The sequence below is a fragment of the Chryseobacterium sp. UF-290 genome (assembly GCF_058245615.1).
Window position 1 is genome coordinate 1 of the sequence record NZ_JBSICB010000025.1, and the last position, 21248, is coordinate 21248.

15 protein-coding genes are annotated in these 21248 nt (G+C 37.8%); all 15 read right to left on the reverse strand.

What is annotated here, in order from left to right:
* Window positions 1-329: 329 nt before the first annotated feature.
* On the reverse strand, window positions 330-1010 hold the full coding sequence (locus AC4IF5_RS19805; protein ID WP_490737582.1) for a hypothetical protein: 681 nt from the start codon (window positions 1008-1010) through the stop codon (window positions 330-332).
* 8 nt (window positions 1011-1018) lie between these two features.
* Window positions 1019-1882, reverse strand: coding sequence for a dTDP-4-dehydrorhamnose reductase (gene rfbD, locus AC4IF5_RS19810; protein ID WP_490737584.1), 864 nt, complete (start codon window positions 1880-1882; stop codon window positions 1019-1021).
* A 52-nt stretch (window positions 1883-1934) separates the two neighbouring features.
* Complete coding sequence (locus tag AC4IF5_RS19815; RefSeq protein WP_490737586.1) at window positions 1935-2420, reverse strand: acyl-CoA thioesterase; 486 nt, start codon at window positions 2418-2420, stop codon at window positions 1935-1937.
* Between the two features lie 70 nt (window positions 2421-2490).
* Window positions 2491-2994: an OmpH/Skp family outer membrane protein gene (locus AC4IF5_RS19820; protein ID WP_490737588.1), complete on the reverse strand. Its 504-nt coding sequence runs from the start codon at window positions 2992-2994 to the stop codon at window positions 2491-2493.
* A gap of 65 nt (window positions 2995-3059) precedes the next feature.
* Window positions 3060-3614 (reverse strand): OmpH/Skp family outer membrane protein, encoded by a 555-nt coding sequence (locus tag AC4IF5_RS19825; protein ID WP_490737590.1) that lies wholly within the window; start codon window positions 3612-3614, stop codon window positions 3060-3062.
* Between the two features lie 7 nt (window positions 3615-3621).
* Complete coding sequence (gene bamA / locus AC4IF5_RS19830; RefSeq protein WP_490737592.1) at window positions 3622-6156, reverse strand: outer membrane protein assembly factor BamA; 2535 nt, start codon at window positions 6154-6156, stop codon at window positions 3622-3624.
* A 27-nt stretch (window positions 6157-6183) separates the two neighbouring features.
* A complete protein-coding gene (gene uppS, locus AC4IF5_RS19835; RefSeq protein WP_490737594.1) occupies window positions 6184-6933 on the reverse strand; it encodes an undecaprenyl pyrophosphate synthase in 750 nt (249 codons plus the stop codon).
* 1 nt (window position 6934) lies between these two features.
* Window positions 6935-7825 (reverse strand): type IX secretion system protein PorG, encoded by an 891-nt coding sequence (gene porG, locus AC4IF5_RS19840; RefSeq protein ID WP_490737596.1) that lies wholly within the window; start codon window positions 7823-7825, stop codon window positions 6935-6937.
* A 213-nt stretch (window positions 7826-8038) separates the two neighbouring features.
* Complete coding sequence (locus AC4IF5_RS19845; protein ID WP_490737598.1) at window positions 8039-10531, reverse strand: exopolysaccharide transport family protein; 2493 nt, start codon at window positions 10529-10531, stop codon at window positions 8039-8041.
* Window positions 10532-10536: 5 nt separating this feature from the next.
* On the reverse strand, window positions 10537-11424 hold the full coding sequence (locus AC4IF5_RS19850) for a polysaccharide biosynthesis/export family protein (RefSeq protein WP_490737600.1): 888 nt from the start codon (window positions 11422-11424) through the stop codon (window positions 10537-10539).
* A gap of 35 nt (window positions 11425-11459) precedes the next feature.
* On the reverse strand, window positions 11460-12578 hold the full coding sequence (locus tag AC4IF5_RS19855; protein WP_490737602.1) for a glycosyltransferase family 4 protein: 1119 nt from the start codon (window positions 12576-12578) through the stop codon (window positions 11460-11462).
* A gap of 112 nt (window positions 12579-12690) precedes the next feature.
* Complete coding sequence (locus AC4IF5_RS19860; RefSeq protein WP_490737604.1) at window positions 12691-13692, reverse strand: glycosyltransferase family 2 protein; 1002 nt, start codon at window positions 13690-13692, stop codon at window positions 12691-12693.
* 3 nt (window positions 13693-13695) lie between these two features.
* Window positions 13696-14766, reverse strand: coding sequence for a formimidoylglutamase (locus AC4IF5_RS19865; RefSeq protein WP_490737606.1), 1071 nt, complete (start codon window positions 14764-14766; stop codon window positions 13696-13698).
* 160 nt (window positions 14767-14926) lie between these two features.
* Window positions 14927-17488 (reverse strand): type I DNA topoisomerase, encoded by a 2562-nt coding sequence (topA, locus tag AC4IF5_RS19870; protein WP_490737608.1) that lies wholly within the window; start codon window positions 17486-17488, stop codon window positions 14927-14929.
* A 272-nt stretch (window positions 17489-17760) separates the two neighbouring features.
* Window positions 17761-21198 (reverse strand): T9SS type A sorting domain-containing protein, encoded by a 3438-nt coding sequence (locus AC4IF5_RS19875; RefSeq protein ID WP_490737610.1) that lies wholly within the window; start codon window positions 21196-21198, stop codon window positions 17761-17763.
* Between the last annotated feature and the right edge of the window lie 50 nt (window positions 21199-21248).

The following is a 21248-nucleotide window of genomic DNA, read 5'->3' on the forward strand; positions in this document are numbered from 1 at the left end:
CTCCCTATAATTGGGACCGCAAAGATACAAACTTTATTTTAACTCACAACCTTTTTTTAATGAAAAAAAGTAAAAGTATTTTAGTCTGTTTCTCTGGTAGAATAAATGTTTATGCTTAGCTAAAAGCTCTTCTGCGCTTAACTGACTACTCTCGTTTTCAGTGGGGCAAAGATAACTACTTATTAACACACAAAACAAACTTATTTAACATAAAGTTTACATTCCACTAACATTTTAACCCTAATATACTGGGATACAATATGAAAAATTTTAAACAAAATATAGAAATAAGGGCTTTGTCTAAAAGAAAATAAGACATTACTTCTTTGTTAAAGCGTATCCTCTTTATAAATTATGCTTAAAAATTCTGCATAAGACCTTTCCAAACCAATAATATCTCCTGACTTAAGATTTAAGCCTCCTACTCCGGATGTATCTGATTTAACTTTTAAAGATGAAATCTGAAAATACAAGTTATCATCACCGGTCTTTGGCTGAATTTTTATAGTAGAGCCTAACAGTTTCTTTGTTGATATTGTATAAATCTCACCGGAAACAGTTTTAAATTTTAAAAATGATCTCGGCGATATGACATAGTCTTTTCTATTGACGCTTATTTTCTGGTCTTTTTCTGAAGATGCAAAAATATACATCTCTCCATGCCGGACTTCCAATTTTTCTTTGGGTGTATAATATAAAGCAATCTTATAATTTGTGGCATTGAATGGCTGCGGTGCACCCTCTATATTTTCAAAAGGTTTCAGGGCAAACGTATTGGCCCCGATCTCTTTTGCCTTTTTATATATCATAGAAAACACTCCCGCATCATCTTTGGAAAAACCCTGAACTTCCACTTCTCCTAAATAAACTGCATCTGTATTCGCTTCTTCTTTTTTATACAGGAATTTATCGGTGTTATCATTTGTCTTTTCAACTTTGGACAAATAAACATTTTGTGCATTCCAAAGCTGCACACACAATACTGAAATGACGATTGCTATATTTTTCATATATATATTTATTGTTGTGCAAGTATTTCAACACATTCTTCAAGACTGTTTTCCCAATGTTTGGGCTCGATTTTATAGATCTGCTCGATTTTATCCAGCGACATGGTACTTCTCACAGGTCTTTTGGCCGGAGTTGGATATTGATCGGTTGTCAGAGGATTTAATTTTATGGAGGACTTCGAGAATTCAGCAATTTTTTGGGCAAACTCAAACCATGTTGTTTCCGGATAATTTGAGAAATGGAACACACCATAGGTTTTGGTTGGAGCCTCAATGATATCCATTATCGCTTCTGCAAGATCATTTGCATTGGTAGGCTGGCCGAACTGGTCTGCAACAATTCCCAATTCTTCTTTCTGAGAGAAGAGATTCAACATCGTTTTAACAAAATTCTTATTGAACTCAGAGTAAAGCCACGAAGTTCTCAGGATAATGGTCCTAGGATTTATTTCCAAAGCAAGCTCTTCTCCTTTTCTCTTTGATGCTCCATATACTCCTATTGGATCGGTAAAGTCATCCTCAGCATATGGAAGGTTGGTACTTCCATCAAAAACATAATCTGTAGAAACATGGATCAGAGTCGCTTTAAAGTCTGCACAAGCCTGGGCAAGGTAAGCCACTCCATCTGCATTTACCGCGAAAGCTTTCTCTTTTTCCGTTTCTGCAAGATCAACTGCTGTATATGCTGAAGCATTGATACAGTAATCGGGTTTGTTATCATAGAAAAAATCGTTAACCTGCTCTTCATCTGTAACATTTAATGTTGATGAATCTGTGAATAAGAACTCATATTGATGTTCAAAGTCAGGTGCTATCTTTCTGATACAGTTTCCCAACTGTCCGTTACTTCCTATTACTGCTATTTTTTTCATTTATATATTATTAATTTTATTGATCAAAGTGCTCTCCATGAAACATGGTCCATTAAGAATTCTTTGCATTTTGGGATCTTAAAAACTTAACTCTCGGCTGAAAGTCCTTTTGTGGTAAATCCACATAGAATTTGTTGAAAACTTCTTTTATATCTTCAGGGTGAACTTCAGATCTCCTTGTTTTCACATTAAAATATATCACGGTTACCCAAAGGACAGCATGGGTTGTTTTTTCATCCAGACTTTTCATTAAAATTTCAACTTTGGCAGTTCTGTCCTGAACATCGATCGTTTTGCTGCTGATAACCACCTGGGTATTATATCTTACTTCTTTTAAATAAGCAATTTCATTTTGAATCGCAATCCAGGTACAGCCGGTTTGCTTAGTGTATTCCTCATAGGTAAATCCATAAAATGTCTCTACATGATCTTCTCTGGCATTAAACATATAATCCAGATATTTTACATTATTCAAATGTCCGATCGGATCGCAGTCACTAAATCTCACTTTTACCGTAGTTGATACTTCTTTTTCCATTCCGCAAAAATAAAAAAACCACCTCTAAAAGAGGCGGTTAGTTTTATAAATCTTTGTTAATTTGCTGAAATTATTGAATTCCTAATTCTTTCTTTACAGCTGCTGTAGCATCTGCTCCCGCTTTATAAAGGAATGCCGGAGAACCTGCGTCCATAATGTACTCGTATCCGTTAGCTTTAGCAACTTTTTCTACGGCATCATTAAGTTTTTTCTCAATTGGCCCGAAAGCTACTTCCTGTTTAGACTGAAGATCTTTCTGAGCTTTATCCTGCATTTGCTGGATCTCTTCTCCTAATTTTTTCATTTCTGCCTCTCTGGCATTGTTCTCTTCAGCTGTCTTTTTAGGAGCTTCAGTCTGATATTGCTGGAATTTAGTTTGAGCTGCATCTGCTTTTTTCTTAATCTCAGCTTGTTTTGTATCTAAGAATGTTTTAAGATCTGCATCTGCTTTTTTCTTTTCCGGCATAGCATTAAGCACTCCCATTACATCCAAAGTAGCAATTTTTTGAGCTTTTGCCATACCTACAGACACAACCATCATCACTGCTGCAAATAATACACTTAATTTTTTCATAATTGGTAAATAAATAATTTAATTTGTTTTTAGATTTTAAATTTAAGCAAAAGTTAATTTTAAACTTACTTTTTACTTTTACTATTAGTTTTTTCTTTCTTATCCGTTCCTTTCAGTAAAATAGTTAATACTTTTTCCGTATAATCATATTTTCCCTGAAGAAAGATAACACTAATGTTATTGCTTTTATCAAGAACTATGCCCAACCCATTTTTTTCAGACATTGTTTTGATCGCTCCCCAGATCTGGTCCTGGAATGGCAAAACGAGGTTTGTTCTCAACTTTGTAATTTCACCATTGGCTCCGAAACGTAGGCTGGTAGTGGTTTTGATATTTTTATCAAGGTCCGTAACTTCTTTTTCCCTAAGTTTAAGCTGATCCCCTATCAACAATACTTTTTCACTTTCAAATGCAGCTTTCTTGCGTTCATATTCTGACTGCAGATTCTGAAGTTCTGTCTGCCAGGTATCAATCTGTGCATTAAGCCTCGCTTCGGCTTCTTTATACTGAGGTAATTTATTCAGAATCTCATTAGTATCCACCACTCCTATTTTCTGAGCATTACCAAGCCCGAAAAGTAAAAGCAGTACGAGTGTGAAAGTTACTTTAAAATTTTTCATATTTGTATTATAATGATTGGTTCATCAGGAAGTGCTGTCTCCATCCGGATTTATCTCCTGATATTGTTTTATCTAATCCAAGTGCAAAGTCAAATCCGATCAATCCAAATGCACCCATATATACTCTTACCCCTACACCTACTGATCTTTTCAGCTGGAATGGGCTGTAAGAACTCCAGTTGTTCCACACGTTACCTCCTTCAGCGAATGTCAACGCATAGATTTTTGCAGTCTGGCTCATAGAAATCGGATATCTCAATTCTAAGGTAAATCTGTTATAGATCGTACCTCCTCCTTTTTGTGTAATATCTTCTGCCAGACCTCCTTCCGTACTTGCGTTTTCATATCCTCTTAAAGGAACTAATTCTCTACCGTCATATCGGCCTCCAAAAAGTCCGGTACCTCCCATATAGAATCTTTCAAAAGGCGGAGCTCCCAATTTGCTGTTATATCCATCCATGAATCCCATCTCAGCAGAAGATCTCAATACAAGCTTTCCTATAATTTCGTTATATACGTCAGCCTTGAATTTGATCTTATAGAATTCCATCCATTTGTATTTGTCAATAGGAGACATGGTAGAATAATCTTTCTTCTTGAACAATGAATATGGAGGAGTCAGTTTTGCTGAAAGCTCGATATTGGATCCCATGGTTGGGAAGATAGGGTCAATACCTGCTGAGTTTCTGCTCAACCCTAAATTGATACTGAAGTTATTAGCTGTCCCGTTGTATTCTGTGGAATCCCCAAACTGGAACGGATAGTTATTGAAGTCATACTTCTGGAACTGTAAACCTGTATACAATGAGAAATAATCGTCAGGCCAGTTCAATAGTCTGTTTAGCCCTGCTGAAGCGGAGAAAATATTAAGTTTCTGTGCTATCCCATATTGATCGGTATATCTTACTCTGGAATTGTTCAAACTTACAGAAAGAGCTGTAGCTCTTGTCCCAAATAGCCAAGGTTCTGTAAATGATAATCCATAGTTCTGGAAATACTGTCCTGCCTGAACCTGAACGGAGAAAGTCTGTCCATCTCCCTGAGGAACCGGCTTAAAGTCTTTGAATTTAAGGAAATTTCTTAACGAGAAATTATTAAACGTCAATCCTAAGGTTCCAATAAAGCTGTTACCTCCGTAACCAGCCTGTAGCTGTACCTGAGAAGATCCTTTTTCTACTAACTTCCAGTTGATATCAACAGTATTATCTGACTGATTAGGCTGAATATCCTGTCCGATCTGCTGTGGATCAAAGAAAGACATCCCTGCTAAATCAAAATAGGTTCTTTTGATCTCAGTCTTTTTGAATAATTCTCCCGGTTTTGTTCTTAACGCTCTAAGGATTACGTGATCATGGGTAGTTGTATTCCCCTGCCAGGTTACTTTGTTCCAGGTCGCCTGCTCTCCTTCATTAATCCTGATCTCAAGGTTTACAGCATCTCCCGATACTGATTTTTCCACAGGTGTTACATTCGAGAAAAGGTATCCGTTGTTCATATACACGGATTTGATATCTGAATCATCTTCTTTACCTCCGTCTTCTCCAACTTTTTTGTTGAATCCGACAGCATCGTAGATATCTCCTTTCTTATATCCTAACAATCTCTGTAAATATTCTGTAGAGTACACCGTATTACCGGTGAATGTAATATCCCCGATATAGTATTTTTTACCCTCATTAAGCTTTACATTGATATCGTAATTGTTTTTGTTATTTCTCCATACTGAGTCTGAAACGATCTTCGCGTCTCTGTACCCAAGGGAGTTATAATAACTGACAAGATTCTGCTTGTCTTCCTGATATTTCTCTTCGATGAATTTTGAAGATTTCAGGATACCACCGATACCGAAACGTTTCTGTTTGGTTTCTTTAAAGGCTTTGTTCCTAAGTTTTCTATCTGTAACACTTTGATTTCCTTCGAATTCAATATGATCGATTTTAATTCTTTTCCCTTTTTCTACATTGATCGTCCAGTCTACCAAAGCAGGATCTCCTGCATTCATTTTATCCTGAATACTGATCTTAGCATCGGCAAAACCTTTCTTGATATAGTCTTTCGGAATATTGGTCTTAAGACTTGAAACTAAGTTTTGTGTGATCTTAGTTCCCGGTTTAAGATTATTGTCTTTAGCCAGTTTTTCGCTTTTAGATTTACCGATCCCTTTTCCTGTGAATTTAACTTCTCCAAGTTCTTTCAGGTCTTCCAGGTAAAATCTCAAAACTATAGTCTGACCTTCAATGCTTTGAACATAAACTTCCACTTCAGAAAAAGATTGGGTATCCCAAAGTTTTTTAACAGCATTGCTGATCTTCTGTCCCGGAATGTCTACACTCTCACCTTTTGTCAAACCTGTAAATCTCAAAATCTGAGCTGGTGTATATTTTTTTACCCCATCTACAACGATGTCTTTAAGCGTATAAGTGCCTGGCTCATTTTCTGCGTGTACAGCATTATTTACTTGTGTGCTGTCTTGTGGAGTTACTTGTCCATAAAAATGTGCAGAAGCAGCAAACATAATGATGGGTAATAGTCTAAACTTCATTTTATCGAGTCTTTCTTTTCTTTAAATTTATTGGCCTTGTATCTGCTCACCGGTCAATCCGTATCTTCTTTCTTTGTTTTGATAATCAACAACACACTGGAAGAAGATATCTTTGGTGAAATCCGGCCAGAGAACGTTTAAAAACTGTAATTCTGCATAAGCAATCTGCCAGAGAAGAAAATTACTGATCCTAATTTCACCACTGGTTCTGATCAGTAAATCCACAGGTGGAAAATCTTTGGTATAAAGGTAGCTTTCGAATAATTTTTCATCGATATTCTCTACCTCTACTTTTCCTTCTTTTACATCAGAGCTTATATTCTTTACGGCATTCAGTATTTCGTTCTGTGAGCCATAGCTTATCGCTAATACAAGGTTTCCTTTTGTGTTTTCTTTTGTAAGGTCTACCACACGTTGCAATTGTTCTCTTACTAAAGAAGGCAGCTTTTCCAAATTCCCTATAACATGCATTCTCAATCCTTTGCTGAAGATCTCTTCTGCTTCAAGCAGTAAGGTCTCCACAAGCAAATTCATAAGGGTATTCACTTCTTCAGCCGGACGGCTCCAGTTTTCTGAAGAAAATGTATAAAGCGTTAAATAGGGGATATTGATCTCATTACAGGCATTAATGGCATTTCTTACAGCATTAATGGCATTTTTGTGGCCGAAAGTTCTTTCCTCACCACGAGATTTTGCCCATCTTCCATTACCATCCATAATGATGGCCACGTGTTTCGGTAAATTCTCAGAATTTATTTTATCTTTAATCAACGACATATTAATCACAATAACATGGAGGTCTTCCGAACGAATAGGTAAGTCCTACACTGAATGTATTCATCCAGTCTCTGGATTGGCTATCTCCAATATTTCTCTTATTAATAAACTCCTCTTCCCTTTCTTTAGATACTGCATAATAGCTTCCGGACTGCAATAATGAAGCTCCGGTAGCAGGATCTAAAATATCTGCATTATAAGAAGCCTTCACATCTTTACCAAGGATCTTACTATGATCCAGTTGATCCGTCAGCGTAAGCCTGAATGTTGCTTCCGCAAATATAGCCCAGGTATGGTTAAATTTATATTTTAAACCTACACCGAAAGGAATATGCATGGTTACTTTTTTTCCTAACGAATAATCTGCCGTAGTTTTATAGTCCAATTCATTGATCGGAGCTATTGCCACTCCATCCGCATCTCTTTTGAAATCATGAACAAGAGTCGCTTTAGGAGCATCGAACATCAAAGCACCGACACCACCAAAGATATATGGACTCACCATGCTGATCTGTTCGTTATTTACCGGGAAAAAGTTGTATTCAAACATTAAACTCGCCTCATAGACATTATTTTTCCCGTATGAGTTTCTATTTTTTCTGTAATCTTCTTTCGCAGCTTTATCGCTAAACTGAACCTGGTTATATCCTAAATCCAATCTAACAGTCTGATGCGGATTAAAATTAAATCTATATAACAACCCTCCATAAAATGGGATGCCCCAATCTGACACTCTGTTTAAATCCAACGGCTTTTGTAAAATATAATTTGTCCTTCCTACATCTCCCACTAGGTTACTCATCCCTAGACGAACTCCCAATTCGTTTCTTTGTGCTTTAACACTTACCACTCCAAGGAAGGCAAGGAAGCTAAACAATAATTTTTTATTCATAAAAGAATATGGATTTATGGTTATTTTAAAATTTAATTTTTGCAAATATAAAACATTTTTATATTAATGATAATCTTAATGTTTAGTTAAAAATAAACAAAAAAACATAATTTGTTATAAAGTAAACGGCAAAGTGTCAAAAATATTCTTTTTTCCATACTATGAAAATACTTTCAGTATGAAAAAACCCCCATTAAATGAGGGTTTAATGCTTTATTTTTTATTAAAGAATCTCTGTACTCTATTCCTGATTCTGATCAACAACGGCTCTTTATAGTTTTTATCTTCATCAAAATATCCGTACCCATATCCATAACCGTAGCCGTAGCCATAACCATATCCCTGTTTTGTATTGTAATCATTATAAACAAGTCCTAAATGGTTGATCTCATCATTATGATATTTCTCAGTAATCATCTTCAGCATATACTTTTCGGTATATTCATGACGTACAACATAAATATTGGCATCAGAATATTTCATTAATTCATATGAATCTGCCACCAAACCTACCGGCGGAGAGTCAATAATAATGAAGTCATACTTTTCTTTCAGCTCTTCTATAAACTTAATGTTTCTCTGGCTCATTAGAAGCTCTGACGGGTTGGGAGGTATAGGTCCCGAAGTGGCAACATCCAGATTAGGAATTTTTGTATTGTTGATGATCTGGTCTATACTTACTTCTCCTGTCAGATAATTGGAAATACCATATTTATTATCAATTTTAAAATCTCCAAAGATCTTCGGCTTTCTAAGGTCCATTCCTAAGAGGATCGTTTTTTTATCACTTAATCCTATTACTGAAGCCAGGTTGATGGAAACATACGTCTTTCCTTCACCTCCGATGGAGGACGTAATCAGGATGACCTTTCCTTTCTCATCCTCATTATCCATCAGGAATCTCATATTAGCCCTGATTCCCCTGAACGCCTCTGACACAGATGATTTTGGCTGTTCCAAAACTGTCAGCATATTTTCATTGCTGTTGTTCCCAATTACCCCAAGAAGCGGGATTTTTGTAGCACCCAGCAATTCTTTGATATTTCTGATCTTATTGTCAAGCACTTCACCAATCAGGATAAACAATAACGGAAGTAATAGCATTCCTGAAATAATAGAAATCTTCGCCAATTTAATATTCGGGCTGATCGGGCCTTGTCCCAGGTTTTTCGCCGGGTCAATGACTGTGATATCAGACTGATTGGTCGCAACATTCATCTGGGTCTCATTCTGCCTTCTCAATAAGCTGTTATAGGTAGCTTCAATCATATTATAGCCTCTTTCAGCATCCAGATATCTTCTTTCTTTTTCAGGATAGCTAGATAAGTCAGAGTTGGCATAAGCTACTTCACGATCTATTTTGCTGATCTCATCGTAATATTTGGTATAATAACTTCTCAAGCTGTTGGATGACCCCATTCTTGCCTCATTGATAAGCCTGTTGATCTCTTTCATTGGCTCAGAGTTTGGCTTATAGATAGTGGCCATTTCTGCTCTCTTGGTATACAAAGCCTTAAGCTCTGTAACAGTAGCTGAGAACAGACCATCTTCAAAACCGGCAGCATTGGTTCCTATCATTTTATCAAAATTCTGAGACTGAAGGGTATTTTTAATATTATTCAGCGCACTGATTTTGCTTACGATATCTGCTTTTTTCGCTTCCAGCTCCTTGATTCTCTCAAGAGATTTTTCATCCCTGTCTTTAATATTATAAAGCTTTTCTGATGTTTTCAGATAATTAAGAACATTAGCACTTGAATCCAGCTTTTTACGGATGTTATCAAGATTACCCTGTAAATAGGATTCGGTTCTTTTGTTGACTATATTTTTATCTTCAAGCCTTTTTTTCTGTAATTCAGCCACCGATTTATTCAGGAAGTTTACAGTACTGTTCAGGTTATAACCTTTTTTGGTAATGATCATGATCGTGGAGATTTCCTTATCAAATTCCACTCCTACAGTAGATACAATATCATTAACACTCTGATTAACAGAACCCAAGGATACAATGATATTTTCAAACTTGGTTTTAGGGGTAACAGGATTCTGAACCAGCTTAAATCTCAGGTTCGGAGAGGTATACCATTCATTAATCTTAATAGTCTTGTTAGCCGGTCTTGAATAAGCATTAATACTCTGAAATCCCTCTATATCATAGCTGTACAGATTGGTTGACTGCCCTTCTTCAGGCAGGACCACCTCATAAGCTCCATTGCTTTTGGGAAGTAATGTAATCGGATAATTGATCTGCTGAAGATGTTTTTTATCAATCTCAACAAAAACAGGGGAATCATCCTTATCCAGATAGGTAGATTTGATAGCACCTTTAGTGGAATAATTGACAAAAAGGTTTAATTCTTTTACCAAAAACTCATTATGAGATCTTGAAAGAAGCATTTTTTTCAAATAAACCCCATCCTGATTTCCTCCCTGCCCCCAGATAAAGTTAATAGACTGGTTCGGGGTAAAATAACTTGACGTATTGTTTGAGATACTTAAAGACAGGTTTGACGCATATACGTTCTGTGCATAATATTTACTATATGCCCAAGAAATAGCGTAACCAATAAGCAGCATAAAAGCAAACCAGTACCAGTTCTTAAATATCCTTCTTAAAAAATGTTCGATATCAAACAATGCGAACGTCCCATACTTTTCTTTCTGAGGTTCGTTCTTTCCTACTTGTGTGTCTTTTCCTGGAATCATGAGGATTAAAGTTTTTGTAGGATTGTATATAAAGTTAATGCCGTTGTAATCGCCGTTACACCCGTAAGCAAGGTCTGGATAGGATCTTTACCGAATCCGTTCAGACTTTTTCTTCTTGTATTAAGGTAAATCTCATCTCCGTTTTGCACGTAATAGTAAGGAGAATTCATGAGATCTTCACGGGTAAGGTCTATTTTGGCAATTTTGATTCCTTCCGGAAGTTTTCTGTGGATGACAACCTCTTTTTTATCAATACTTCTGTTCAGTCCACCATTGATCGCTAAGGCTTCAGTAATGGTAAGGGTATTTTTATGAGCTACTTTTTCTCCGGAAAGCCCGGTAGTTTCCACATCACCAAGAATATAATAGGTAATTCCGTTTGTATTCAATCTTACTTCAGATTTTCCATCCTGGAAGTTTTCATTTACCTTATCCTGTATTTCTTTTCTTACCTCATCAAGTGTTCTGCCTTCAGCTTTAATGTAACCGATTCCAAAAACATTGATATCTCCATTGTTGTCAACTTTTAATCCGTTAAAATAGAAGTTCACATTACCTCCATTTCCAGATCCGGATCCAGACCCTACACCGGATCCGCTACCACCAGCTCCTCCTCCTCTTACTACATTATTTGCAGTAGGAGTTTCAGTACTTCCTGATGTATTGTAGGAAGAATAAAATTGTGCAGCATCTCCTTTCGGGGTTGTTACAATATTCAGGTTAAGAATGTCATTTTTTGTGATCCTGTAAACAGGAATATTGTAGGGAACAAGGCCTTCTTCGTTAATGACCAGGCTTTCGCTTGGCTGCAGGTATCTCACATCCTTCGTCGTGATACATGAGATAACCAAAAAAGGTAATATTAAAAATAAATACTTAAAGTTCTTCATCATATTTGAATATTGTTTACAAAAGTAATATTTAATTGTTAATGTTTGTTATTTCTTGATCGATATAGCAAATCCGGTAAATAAGCACCGAAAAAACCTAATGCCAGGATGACCAACAGCAGCAAATTGATATTAATATGTCTAAAATAATAAGCTACCGCTACAATCATCAGATAGTAAATAATAATATAAAAAGTAGATCTTCTATGGGTAAGCTCAAGCTTTAGAAGTTTATGGTGGATATGGTTTTTATCTGCATCGAAAGGTGATTTCTTGTTGTAAAGCCTTACTATAATAACGTTTAACGTATCTACGATCGGAAGAATCAGAATCGCTACAGCCACAGCCGGCGCAGACTGCAGGTGATATCTCGGTACATCAATCAATTTTTTATCAATAAAAATATCAATGAAGCAAATAGAGGTAAAGGCCAGCAAAAAGCCGAGCAGCATAGACCCGGTATCCCCCATAAATATTTTATTGGTTCTGTAATTCGACAGGTTATAATACAAAAATGCCAGCACCGTCCCTATAATCACTACGGAGAGGACAACCAGGGGATAATTATATTCTCCCAATCTGTAATAGCTTATCCCGAACAAAGCACTGCATATCACAGAATATCCACCCGCCAGACCATCAATACCATCGATCAGATTGAAAGCATTGATCAGAATAATAAACGTAATGATACTGAACAGAACACTCACAAAGTACCCCAGTTCATACACTCCGCATATCCCGAATAAGCTTCTGATCCGGATATCTGATCCAATAACGACCAGAGATGACACTACAATCTGTGCGACAAGTTTCTTATAGGCTCTCATCACTACAATGTCATCCATTACTCCTACATACAGCAGAATAATCAATGAGGCAAACAGAAACTTATAAAGATCGAACAGCTCATAGGCAAAGATGGATGCACAGATCCCGATCGAATAAAAGATGGCAATTCCTCCCAGATTGGGAATTTTTCTGAGATGTGAACTTCTTATTCCAGGCTCATCCATAAGATTCTTTCTTCTTGAAATCTTTATGATAGTAGGAATAGAGAAAAAAGTAATTAAAAAGGAGAATACGAAACCTAATCCTATTTTCACGTAGAAAATAGGGATTCCCGACCCGCTTAAGAACAATTCAAAATTTTTCATTCTTTTTTATCCAGCACATGTATCTTCAATAAAAATGTATAATTCGGCCTCTATAAAAGGTAAACTTCATCATCATTTCCTATTGATCGAAACAATAGTACTTGCATTTGTGTTATATTAATTTTCTTATCAACTTCTTTTGTCCGGCAAAAAATAACAGATAAAAAATCTTTTTTTTCAACGGCAAAGATAAAAGATAATTCTTACCAAAACGACTATAGTTCAATATATCTTGAATTTTTATTTGTCTTTCTCTCATGAAAACAGACAGCTCATCAGACATTCTGTAGAATATTTCTTCTTTTTTTACGAATGCCAGATACGCCAGGAAAGAATATATTCCTTCAAAAATCTGAAAATTTTTAAGTTCTTCTTTTTTATGGGAATACTTCGATCCGTGAAATGCTTTTTCCACATCTTTGACAGCTTTCAGCATATCGAGTCCTTTTTCCGTATGAGTTTTGGTGATAGAATCAGTACGTTCAAGGTATTGATAATGGAAGCTCTGGGTCTGTGCAATCATTTCGCAGTCCAATAAAAGCTGGGGAATAAGCTGAATATCTTCAAAGTGAACTCCTTTTTTAAATCTTTTCTGATCAAAAAGTTCTTTTTTAAACAATTTATTGCAGGCAAAATAGCTGACATCCGAAAAAACCGAGAAGTTATTTTCAAGGATTATTTTCTCCGGCATGTTGGGAAGCTGTGTCAGTTTTTGGGTGATTTTCCCATTTTCATCCACTTTCTGGATATTACAGATCACCATTTTAGCCTGATGTTTTTCTGCAAGAAGAAGCATTTCTTCAAACATCGTCTCTGTCACATAATCATCACTGTCTACAAAACCGATGTAATCTCCGGAAGCCTTATCAATCCCGAAGTTACGGGCATCACTCAAGCCTCCGTTCTCTTTGCTGAAGGCTTTTATTTTTTCGGGATATTTCTGTGCGTAATTCTGAATGATCTCTTCAGATCTGTCTTTACTTCCATCATTGACCACTATAATTTCAATATTCTGAAGGCTCTGCTCAATAAGAGAGCTGAGGCATTTTGTCAGATAATTTTCGACATTATAAACGGGAACAATGATGGAAACTTTTGAGGGAACGTTTGTCATACATTAAATTTTCGTCAGTCTTGCATTCAGCCAGCCTTTCTTAGCTTCATCAAAATCTTTCCTGGAACAGGGAATGCAGTTTTCTATATTTTCATCATCACCAAAATACCACAAATTACTGAAAGTATCACGCCTGAATGCATATTGCTTATCATCAATCAGGACATAGAACAATTCATAGTGTCTTTCTTTCGGGTGTGAATGCTGGATATTAATTCCTTCGATCAGGTACCACAGCATTTGTGCTAAAAGCTGGTGATTCAACTGGTTTTCCGAGTAAATATTATAATTAAAGATGCCAACGGATTTCAAATTTTCACTCAATCCGATCTCTTTCATATAGGCACAGATCTCCCGTCTGTTGAGTCCGTTTACCTGCGGATTCATAGAGAAAGGCTCGCTGAAGCTTTCAACAGCATCACAATTTACAGTAACCAGATCCGCTTTTCTGAAAAAAGGTTCAGTTTTTTCTGTAGAATTCATCATTTCAGCAAGGCGGACAATGTCAAATTCCACTTCCTTAATCAGCCTTACGGAATCCATTTCATTCAAATGCTTCTGATATCCCAGATGATGATAATTTTTAATAGAGAAATTTTTAGCACCGAACATTTTGCTTAAGAAAGTATGTTCATTGATCTCTTCACCCTGCTGCAGGGAAATGATATTACTGATCTGGGTATAGTTGATATTTTTCTGATGAAAGTTCAGGGCAGAAAACAATGAGAATGCAAAGTCATTGGACCCGCCGATAATTACAGGAAGGGCTCTTTTATAATGACAGGCAGACAAAACTTCCTGCAGGATATAATGGGTATCCTGAACAGATCTTCCTGATACCAGATCTCCAAGATCCACAACAGGAACTTCAAAATCCAACTGCGAAAGTTTATAAAATTCTTTTCTGACAGCTGTGAAATCCTGCACCTCCGCATCTCCTCCCGCACCTCTGTAATCAGATATGAACAACAGCACGATACTGTCTTCTTTAATATCTTTTGTAATCCGACTTCCTATCTGCCAGCTTTCTGTTTTGAAATTTCTTGGTGAAATGATAAAGTCTTCAAAATCCATATGTTAATTCAAAAAGTTTCAGAATGTAATAAATTGTTTAATTGCTTGATATAACAAACATACAAAAAAACACCACAACTGAACAGCCCCTGGTATGTTTTGTTAATAAAAAAAGCCGTTAACATCTATTTGTTAACGGCTTTGTATTATTATTTTAATATTACTTCTTTTTCGCAGCTGGCTTTTTGGCAGTTGTCGTTTTCTTGGCTGCAGCAGGTTTTTTGGCTGCAGGTTTTTTCTTTTCTGCAAAGGCATTCTTGTCCTGATCGGTGATCCATTTCTTCACCTCATCCAAAGAAATTTCTTTCAGCTCTTCCGCATCATATTTCGTTTCATCTTTTTTCTTCGGAATTTTGAACATTGCCTTTCCAAATTTGATGAAAGGTCCCCATCTTCCGTTCTCAATAGAAATTTTTTCTTTTTCCCATTGCTGGATATAGCGGTTGGCTTCTTTTTCCAGTTTAGCATCGATCAGCTCATTGATATCACTTTGGGAAAGGTTATCAAAATTATATTTCTTCGGAACATTCACAAAAATATCCTTGTATTTGATGAACGGCCCGAATCTTCCGGTTCCTTTTGTTACCGGCTCACCTTTGTATGTGGCAATCGGAGCGTCAGCCTTCTTCTTTTCACTGATGATCTCTTCTGCACGGTTCTGATCTACAGAAAGCGGATCTTCGCCTTTCGGAATACTGATATAGGTTTCTCCCCATTTCACATAAGGACCGAATCTACCCACTCCAACTGAAACCGGCTGTCCATCAACCTCACTTAAGTCAAAAGGCAATTTGAAAAGTTCCAAAGCTTCTTCAAGAGTAATGGTTGCAATATTCTGGCCGGTCATCAATGAAGCGAAAATCGGTTTTTCTTCATCATCTGTTTCTCCAATCTGGATCATTGCTCCGAATCTTCCGATTCTTGCATGAACATTTTTACCGGTCTTAGGATCAACTCCTAATAATCTGTCACCCGTCGCACGGTCTGCATTTTCTTCTACATCTTCAATTCTCGGGTGGAATTTTGAGTAGAAATCCGTCATCATTTCTTTCCATTTCTGATCACCATTGGCAATTTCATCAAATCCTTCTTCTACTCTTGCCGTAAAACCGTAATCCAGGATTTCTCTGAAGTTATCGGTTAGGAAATCGTTTACAACTTCACCTATATCCGTAGGAACGAATTTATTTTTATCACCTCCGAATTTCTCGTCAAGCACCACTTTCCTGATCTTATCTTTTGCCAGAGACATTTTGATCACTTCACGGGTCTGAGGTTCTATTTCACGCTTATCCACGTATTCCCTGTTCTGAATCGTCTGAATCGTAGGCGCATAAGTAGATGGTCTGCCAATCCCTAATTCTTCAAGTTTTCTGACCAGACCGGCTTCGGTATATCTTGCACTCGGTCTTGTGAACTTTTCAGTAGCTGTAATGCTTTTATAGTTTAAAACTTCCCCTACCCTTACTTTCGGCAACAGTTTTTCATTGTTCTCTTCATCATCATCTTCTGTTTTTACAATGCCATAAGCTTTCAGGAAACCATCGAATATAATAACTTCTCCCTGTGCTTCAAAATGATGCGGCAATGATGCATTTCCGATCTCAATCACCGTCTTTTCAATTTTCGCATTCGCCATCTGGGAAGCAAGAGTTCTTCTGTAGATCAGCTGATACAGCTTATTCAGCTGTGCATCGCCTATACTTTTCACACCAAAATCTGTAGGACGGATCGCTTCGTGAGCTTCCTGTGCTGACGCTGATTTTGTGGTGTAATTTCTTGGAGAAGAATATTCTGCTCCGTATTCTGATATGATCTGCTTTTTGGCACCTTCAATAGCTTCCTGGGAAAGGTTTACCGAGTCTGTTCTCATATAGGTAATGAACCCTTCTTCATAAAGCCTTTGTGCCAGACGCATTGTGTTCGTCACATTATACCCCAATCTTGAGGAAGCTTCCTGCTGCAATGTAGACGTTGTAAAAGGGGCTGATGCTGAACGTGTACCCGGTTTGGTTTCAACATTCAGAACTTTGAATTCCGCAGTTTTCGCTAATTCAAGGAATTTTTCCGCCTCTTCTTCTTTTGCGAAATCTTTTTTCAGCTTGGCAGCAATTTCCTGCTCAGTTTTATTTAAGAAGATCCCATCAAGCTTAAAGCTTGCCTTAGGAGTAAATTCGCGGATCTCTTTTTCTCTTTCAACAATTAATCTTACAGCGACAGACTGTACTCTTCCTGCAGAGAGCCCCGGTTTTACTTTCTTCCATAGAACCGGAGACATTTCAAAACCTACGATCCTGTCCAGCACTCTTCTTGCCTGCTGGGCATTCACCAAATTCTGATCGATATCTCTTGGATTTTCAATGGCTTTTAGAATGGCGTTTTTGGTAATCTCATGGAAAACAATTCTTTTTCTGTTTTCCGGCTTTAGTTTCAATTCATCTGCCAAGTGCCATGCAATAGCTTCTCCTTCACGATCTTCATCGGAAGCCAGCCATACCATATCCGCCTTCTTTACTGCTGCCTTTAATTCGGTTACCAATTTCTTTTTGTCTGCTGAAACTTCGTAATCAGGACTGAATGTAGTCAGGTCTATCCCCATTCCTTTTTTAGGCAGATCCCGGATATGTCCGAAGCTGGATTTCACTTCAAAATCCTTTCCTAAATATTTCTGAATAGTTTTTGCTTTCGCCGGGGACTCTACGATTACTAAATTTTTCGACATTCTAAAAATTTTTGCAAAAGTAAAGCTTTTTTATTATATACTTTTTGTTAAACGGGTTTAATTTAACAATTGCAGTCGTTCAGCAACTGTTCCAGCTACTATCTATAAAGGAACCAAGTCCTTTGTACTGTAGGGTTTAGCCGGTTATTATCCTGTTAATATTTAATGATATAGAATTTTTCATCAGCCGTAATAGACGTAAAAAATATGTTCATCTACAAGCAGTGGAACAAATCGCTTTATTCCACTGCTTTAGACATCATTTTCCTATTTTATAGTTTTATAATTTTCTCAACAACTTCAACAGAGTTATTTATCCTTATCAGATAAACTCCCTGGCTCAGAGATGACAGATCAGTCCGGTTATCTTCAAACTTTCCTGATTTCACAAGCTGCCCCAATACATTATATATCTGGTAATAATAATCTTTATCTTCCGTAGTCTTTATGTAAAGAACATCGGATACAGGATTCGGATATAGAGAAATTGTGTTTTCCACAGTTTTAAATTCCGTATTCGCAACGCCCAATGTAGGTCCGCCGGGCTCAATTCTTCTCCTTGAAACCGGACCTTCTTCGTCCCCGTTTATGTCATACTTTATTTTCACACAACGGCAGCTCATACCAAAGTACGGATCATTATTGTCATGAAATGCAATAAACCTATTAGCTGTAGAGGCAGCGTCAAAAAGTATATTAACCGGTCTTCCAATATAGTTTGAATTTAAAGCACCCGTCCAGACACCCGGATATTGAAAATTAATCACGTTGAATGTTCCCTGCGGAGACTGATTGGCAATTACACTTCTGAATCCTCTTGATCCTGAATCCGGATAGTTTCCCACAGGATATAAAGGATTACTGAACATATAGCCAATGGTAGAGGTTGTAGAGGGATGCCTCACCCTGAACCCCGCATAGTCTGTGGCTACACTGTAAGAAGTGGCTATGCTTTTATCTTTTTTATACCATGGGGTCTGTCCGAAATCAGATCCTGAAACCAATGCTACATCTGCAAGATCAGGAATTCTCCATCCTTCAGGACATGGATCAAACGGGGATTTTTTACCACCTCTGCCCCATCTGTCCGGCGCTAAGTTGGGCTCTGTTCCCAGCCAGTCTGTTCCATTGGTATAATTGGGCGTACTGCTGTTAAAAGGAGCAAACGCACTTGGAATCATATATGCCAAAGGATTTTTTACAGAATAGGCTAATATTTTAGAGATTTTATCTGATGTTTTATCTGCAGCCTGGACGTTTGATGCGGCAGCATACGCATTATAAGGAATCATATAGCTTCCCGATAGATCATTATAGACAGCAGGAGTAAGTACTGTATAAGAAATAGTTCCATTGGCCGCTGTGGTTCCCAGAGAAATATTAAAAGAGCCCTTATTATCAGCATTCTGAAATGTAGGAATAGGGTCTTTCCTTCCCCATTGATAATGCATTCCTGTAGATGCTCGTACTTTCGCCAGCTCATCCGCTGTAGGAGAAAGAGGGTTCGCTACATTAGGAAAAGCATCCACCGCTCCCAGGTTACGGTCCATAAATGTGGTCTGAAGTACCACATCCGCCTTGCTTACATAATTCATATAGTTTACAGCCGCAGTTACCGGAGACTCTGTAATGTAAGTATAAGATGCTATAGGGGAATCGGTCACCCAGATGTGCCAGCTCCAATATACCGGACCCGAAATATTACCATTATGCAGAGTCACTACAGCATTCCCACTCTGATTAGGTGCTATCTCCACAGATATTCTGGAATTTCCGAGTCCCTGAAGAGAAGAGGGGGACGGATTGATCACTGAGATTTTACTGATCAGATTAACATTAGTAGACCATAGTACATTAGCTTTTAAACTGTTGAAATTTGAAGCGTTTAATATATCAGAATTATTTAGCAACTGACTCTGTACAGAGAAGGCTTTGCTTACCGGAATCTCTATAACAGAAACCGATCCGCTTTTTACAATCTGATAAGTATTGGGATGATCAAGCCCCTCCCTGTATTCTGTTGCCGCAGGCAGATATTCCGTAGGAAAATCATAGTCATTCACAACATATAGCGGATCTTTTACACATCTGCAACCATTCGCGTCTGAAGTATACATTCCTGAGAGAGGAAAATAATAATACCGTCCTTTGATATCAGGATAACTAGGATCCGGAACATCAGGCTGTGTCTTATCCGGAATCATCGACAGCCCCCTCACACTTACTGCCGGTGAAGCATCAAAATGCCTGGTCATTGTTGCTGTCCATAAAGCTATATGATGCTGGTCACTGTATTGTCCCAAATGAGCTCCTCTGATCAGCTGCCCGTTCCCGGGAAAAATTCCCATATCATATCCACCTGCATCGGAAAGATCGAAACCAAGATTAGGATATACTTTAAATCCCGTCATAAATCCCGGAACACCTGCATCCGTAGGCTTTATAATATAGTATTTACTGGTTTCAAAAACATTTTTCGACATATTCGTTCTGACCCCGAAAGGTGAAAAGTCTATCCGGATATCATCAACATAGGATGGCGAGGCCAGATTGGCTACCAGCACAGAAGGCACCCGCCATCCGTTCGGACAGGGATCATAAGGGGATTTATCCCTATATGGCCTTGCCTTGTCGTCAGCATTATAACCCGTTTCAATTTTGCCCTGTGAATTATCGGACCAAAGATTAAGTTCTGAAAGCCTGTTATTCGGTAAGCCAGCAGATGCACCGAACCAATTGACAGGAAGATTAAGATTGTTGTTGTAATAGGCCTGTCCTGAGTTATCATCTTTATTCACATAGATAAGGCTCAGTGGGTTTTTCACAGAAAGCCTGATATTATTGGTGACTTCTGCGCCGGAAAGCAGAACAAATTTTCTGAGGTCATCAATACTTACCGCATTCGTCATATTCTTCGCTCCCCTGTGCCTTATCCGGCCGGTAGATCCTGAAACTTCATAGAAGTCATTTCCCCGTGTTACCAAAGGCGGAATAGGGTCTTTTCTCCCCCATTGGTAAAGCAGCCCTATACTCCTGTTCCAGTCTGATGAAGTAATGGAACTGGTGAGCGCTCCCAGATTTCTGTCCATCCATTTCCAGTCAGAGTCAGGAATCAATTCAACAGTACCGTCTGACCTCATTCTTTTAATATTGCTAAAGCTTTTATAAGCTGCCCCATTGGTGGGATCGTCCGTTACCCAGATGTGCCAGCTCCAATAAATCTCTCCGTTTACTCTGAAGGCTATGACAGCATTTCCTTTTTTAGTTTTATTGACCGGAACCTTTATTTTTGCATTCTGACCGGAACCTAAAATTTCCAAAGCATAATTAGCTCCTGATCTTATCAATCCATGCACATCTTCCCACAATACATCTGCTGTTACTACGCCTGCCGGGATCCCATTACCATTAATATAACCACCCCCTTCCCACATGGCATATGCTTTTCTTACAGGTACCAGTAGCCCTTCATTATTCTGATCCGGATCAAAAATATAGCTGTTGGGAGCTTTTTGCCAATCCGGAATTGCCATTTTAGACCAATACCTTTGTACCCGTCTTAGCATCGAATCTGATTTCGGAATGATCGATACATCACTTATAGGTCTAACCGAAGGGAAACCTCCTTCTGAAACAGTGCTACCCTTGGAACTTATACCCATCACTGTCAGGCAAATAAATACCGTTAATTTTTCAAAGAACCTTTTCATACCTTATGGATTTGTGTGTCATTAGCGAAGTACAACTATTAAGCCTACAT

Coding starts and splice junctions, on each gene's coding strand:
- AC4IF5_RS19865 (WP_490737606.1), bottom strand. CDS start 14,766: ATGGATTTTGAAGACTTTATCATTTCACCAAGAAATTTCAAAACAGAA.
- rfbD (WP_490737584.1), bottom strand. CDS start 1,882: ATGAAAAAAATAGCAGTAATAGGAAGTAACGGACAGTTGGGAAACTGT.
- AC4IF5_RS19805 (WP_490737582.1), bottom strand. CDS start 1,010: ATGAAAAATATAGCAATCGTCATTTCAGTATTGTGTGTGCAGCTTTGG.
- uppS (WP_490737594.1), bottom strand. CDS start 6,933: ATGTCGTTGATTAAAGATAAAATAAATTCTGAGAATTTACCGAAACAC.
- AC4IF5_RS19825 (WP_490737590.1), bottom strand. CDS start 3,614: ATGAAAAATTTTAAAGTAACTTTCACACTCGTACTGCTTTTACTTTTC.
- porG (WP_490737596.1), bottom strand. CDS start 7,825: ATGAATAAAAAATTATTGTTTAGCTTCCTTGCCTTCCTTGGAGTGGTA.
- AC4IF5_RS19850 (WP_490737600.1), bottom strand. CDS start 11,424: ATGATGAAGAACTTTAAGTATTTATTTTTAATATTACCTTTTTTGGTT.
- AC4IF5_RS19860 (WP_490737604.1), bottom strand. CDS start 13,692: ATGACAAACGTTCCCTCAAAAGTTTCCATCATTGTTCCCGTTTATAAT.
- AC4IF5_RS19875 (WP_490737610.1), bottom strand. CDS start 21,198: ATGAAAAGGTTCTTTGAAAAATTAACGGTATTTATTTGCCTGACAGTG.
- AC4IF5_RS19845 (WP_490737598.1), bottom strand. CDS start 10,531: ATGATTCCAGGAAAAGACACACAAGTAGGAAAGAACGAACCTCAGAAA.
- bamA (WP_490737592.1), bottom strand. CDS start 6,156: ATGAAGTTTAGACTATTACCCATCATTATGTTTGCTGCTTCTGCACAT.
- AC4IF5_RS19855 (WP_490737602.1), bottom strand. CDS start 12,578: ATGAAAAATTTTGAATTGTTCTTAAGCGGGTCGGGAATCCCTATTTTC.
- AC4IF5_RS19820 (WP_490737588.1), bottom strand. CDS start 2,994: ATGAAAAAATTAAGTGTATTATTTGCAGCAGTGATGATGGTTGTGTCT.
- AC4IF5_RS19815 (WP_490737586.1), bottom strand. CDS start 2,420: ATGGAAAAAGAAGTATCAACTACGGTAAAAGTGAGATTTAGTGACTGC.
- topA (WP_490737608.1), bottom strand. CDS start 17,488: ATGTCGAAAAATTTAGTAATCGTAGAGTCCCCGGCGAAAGCAAAAACT.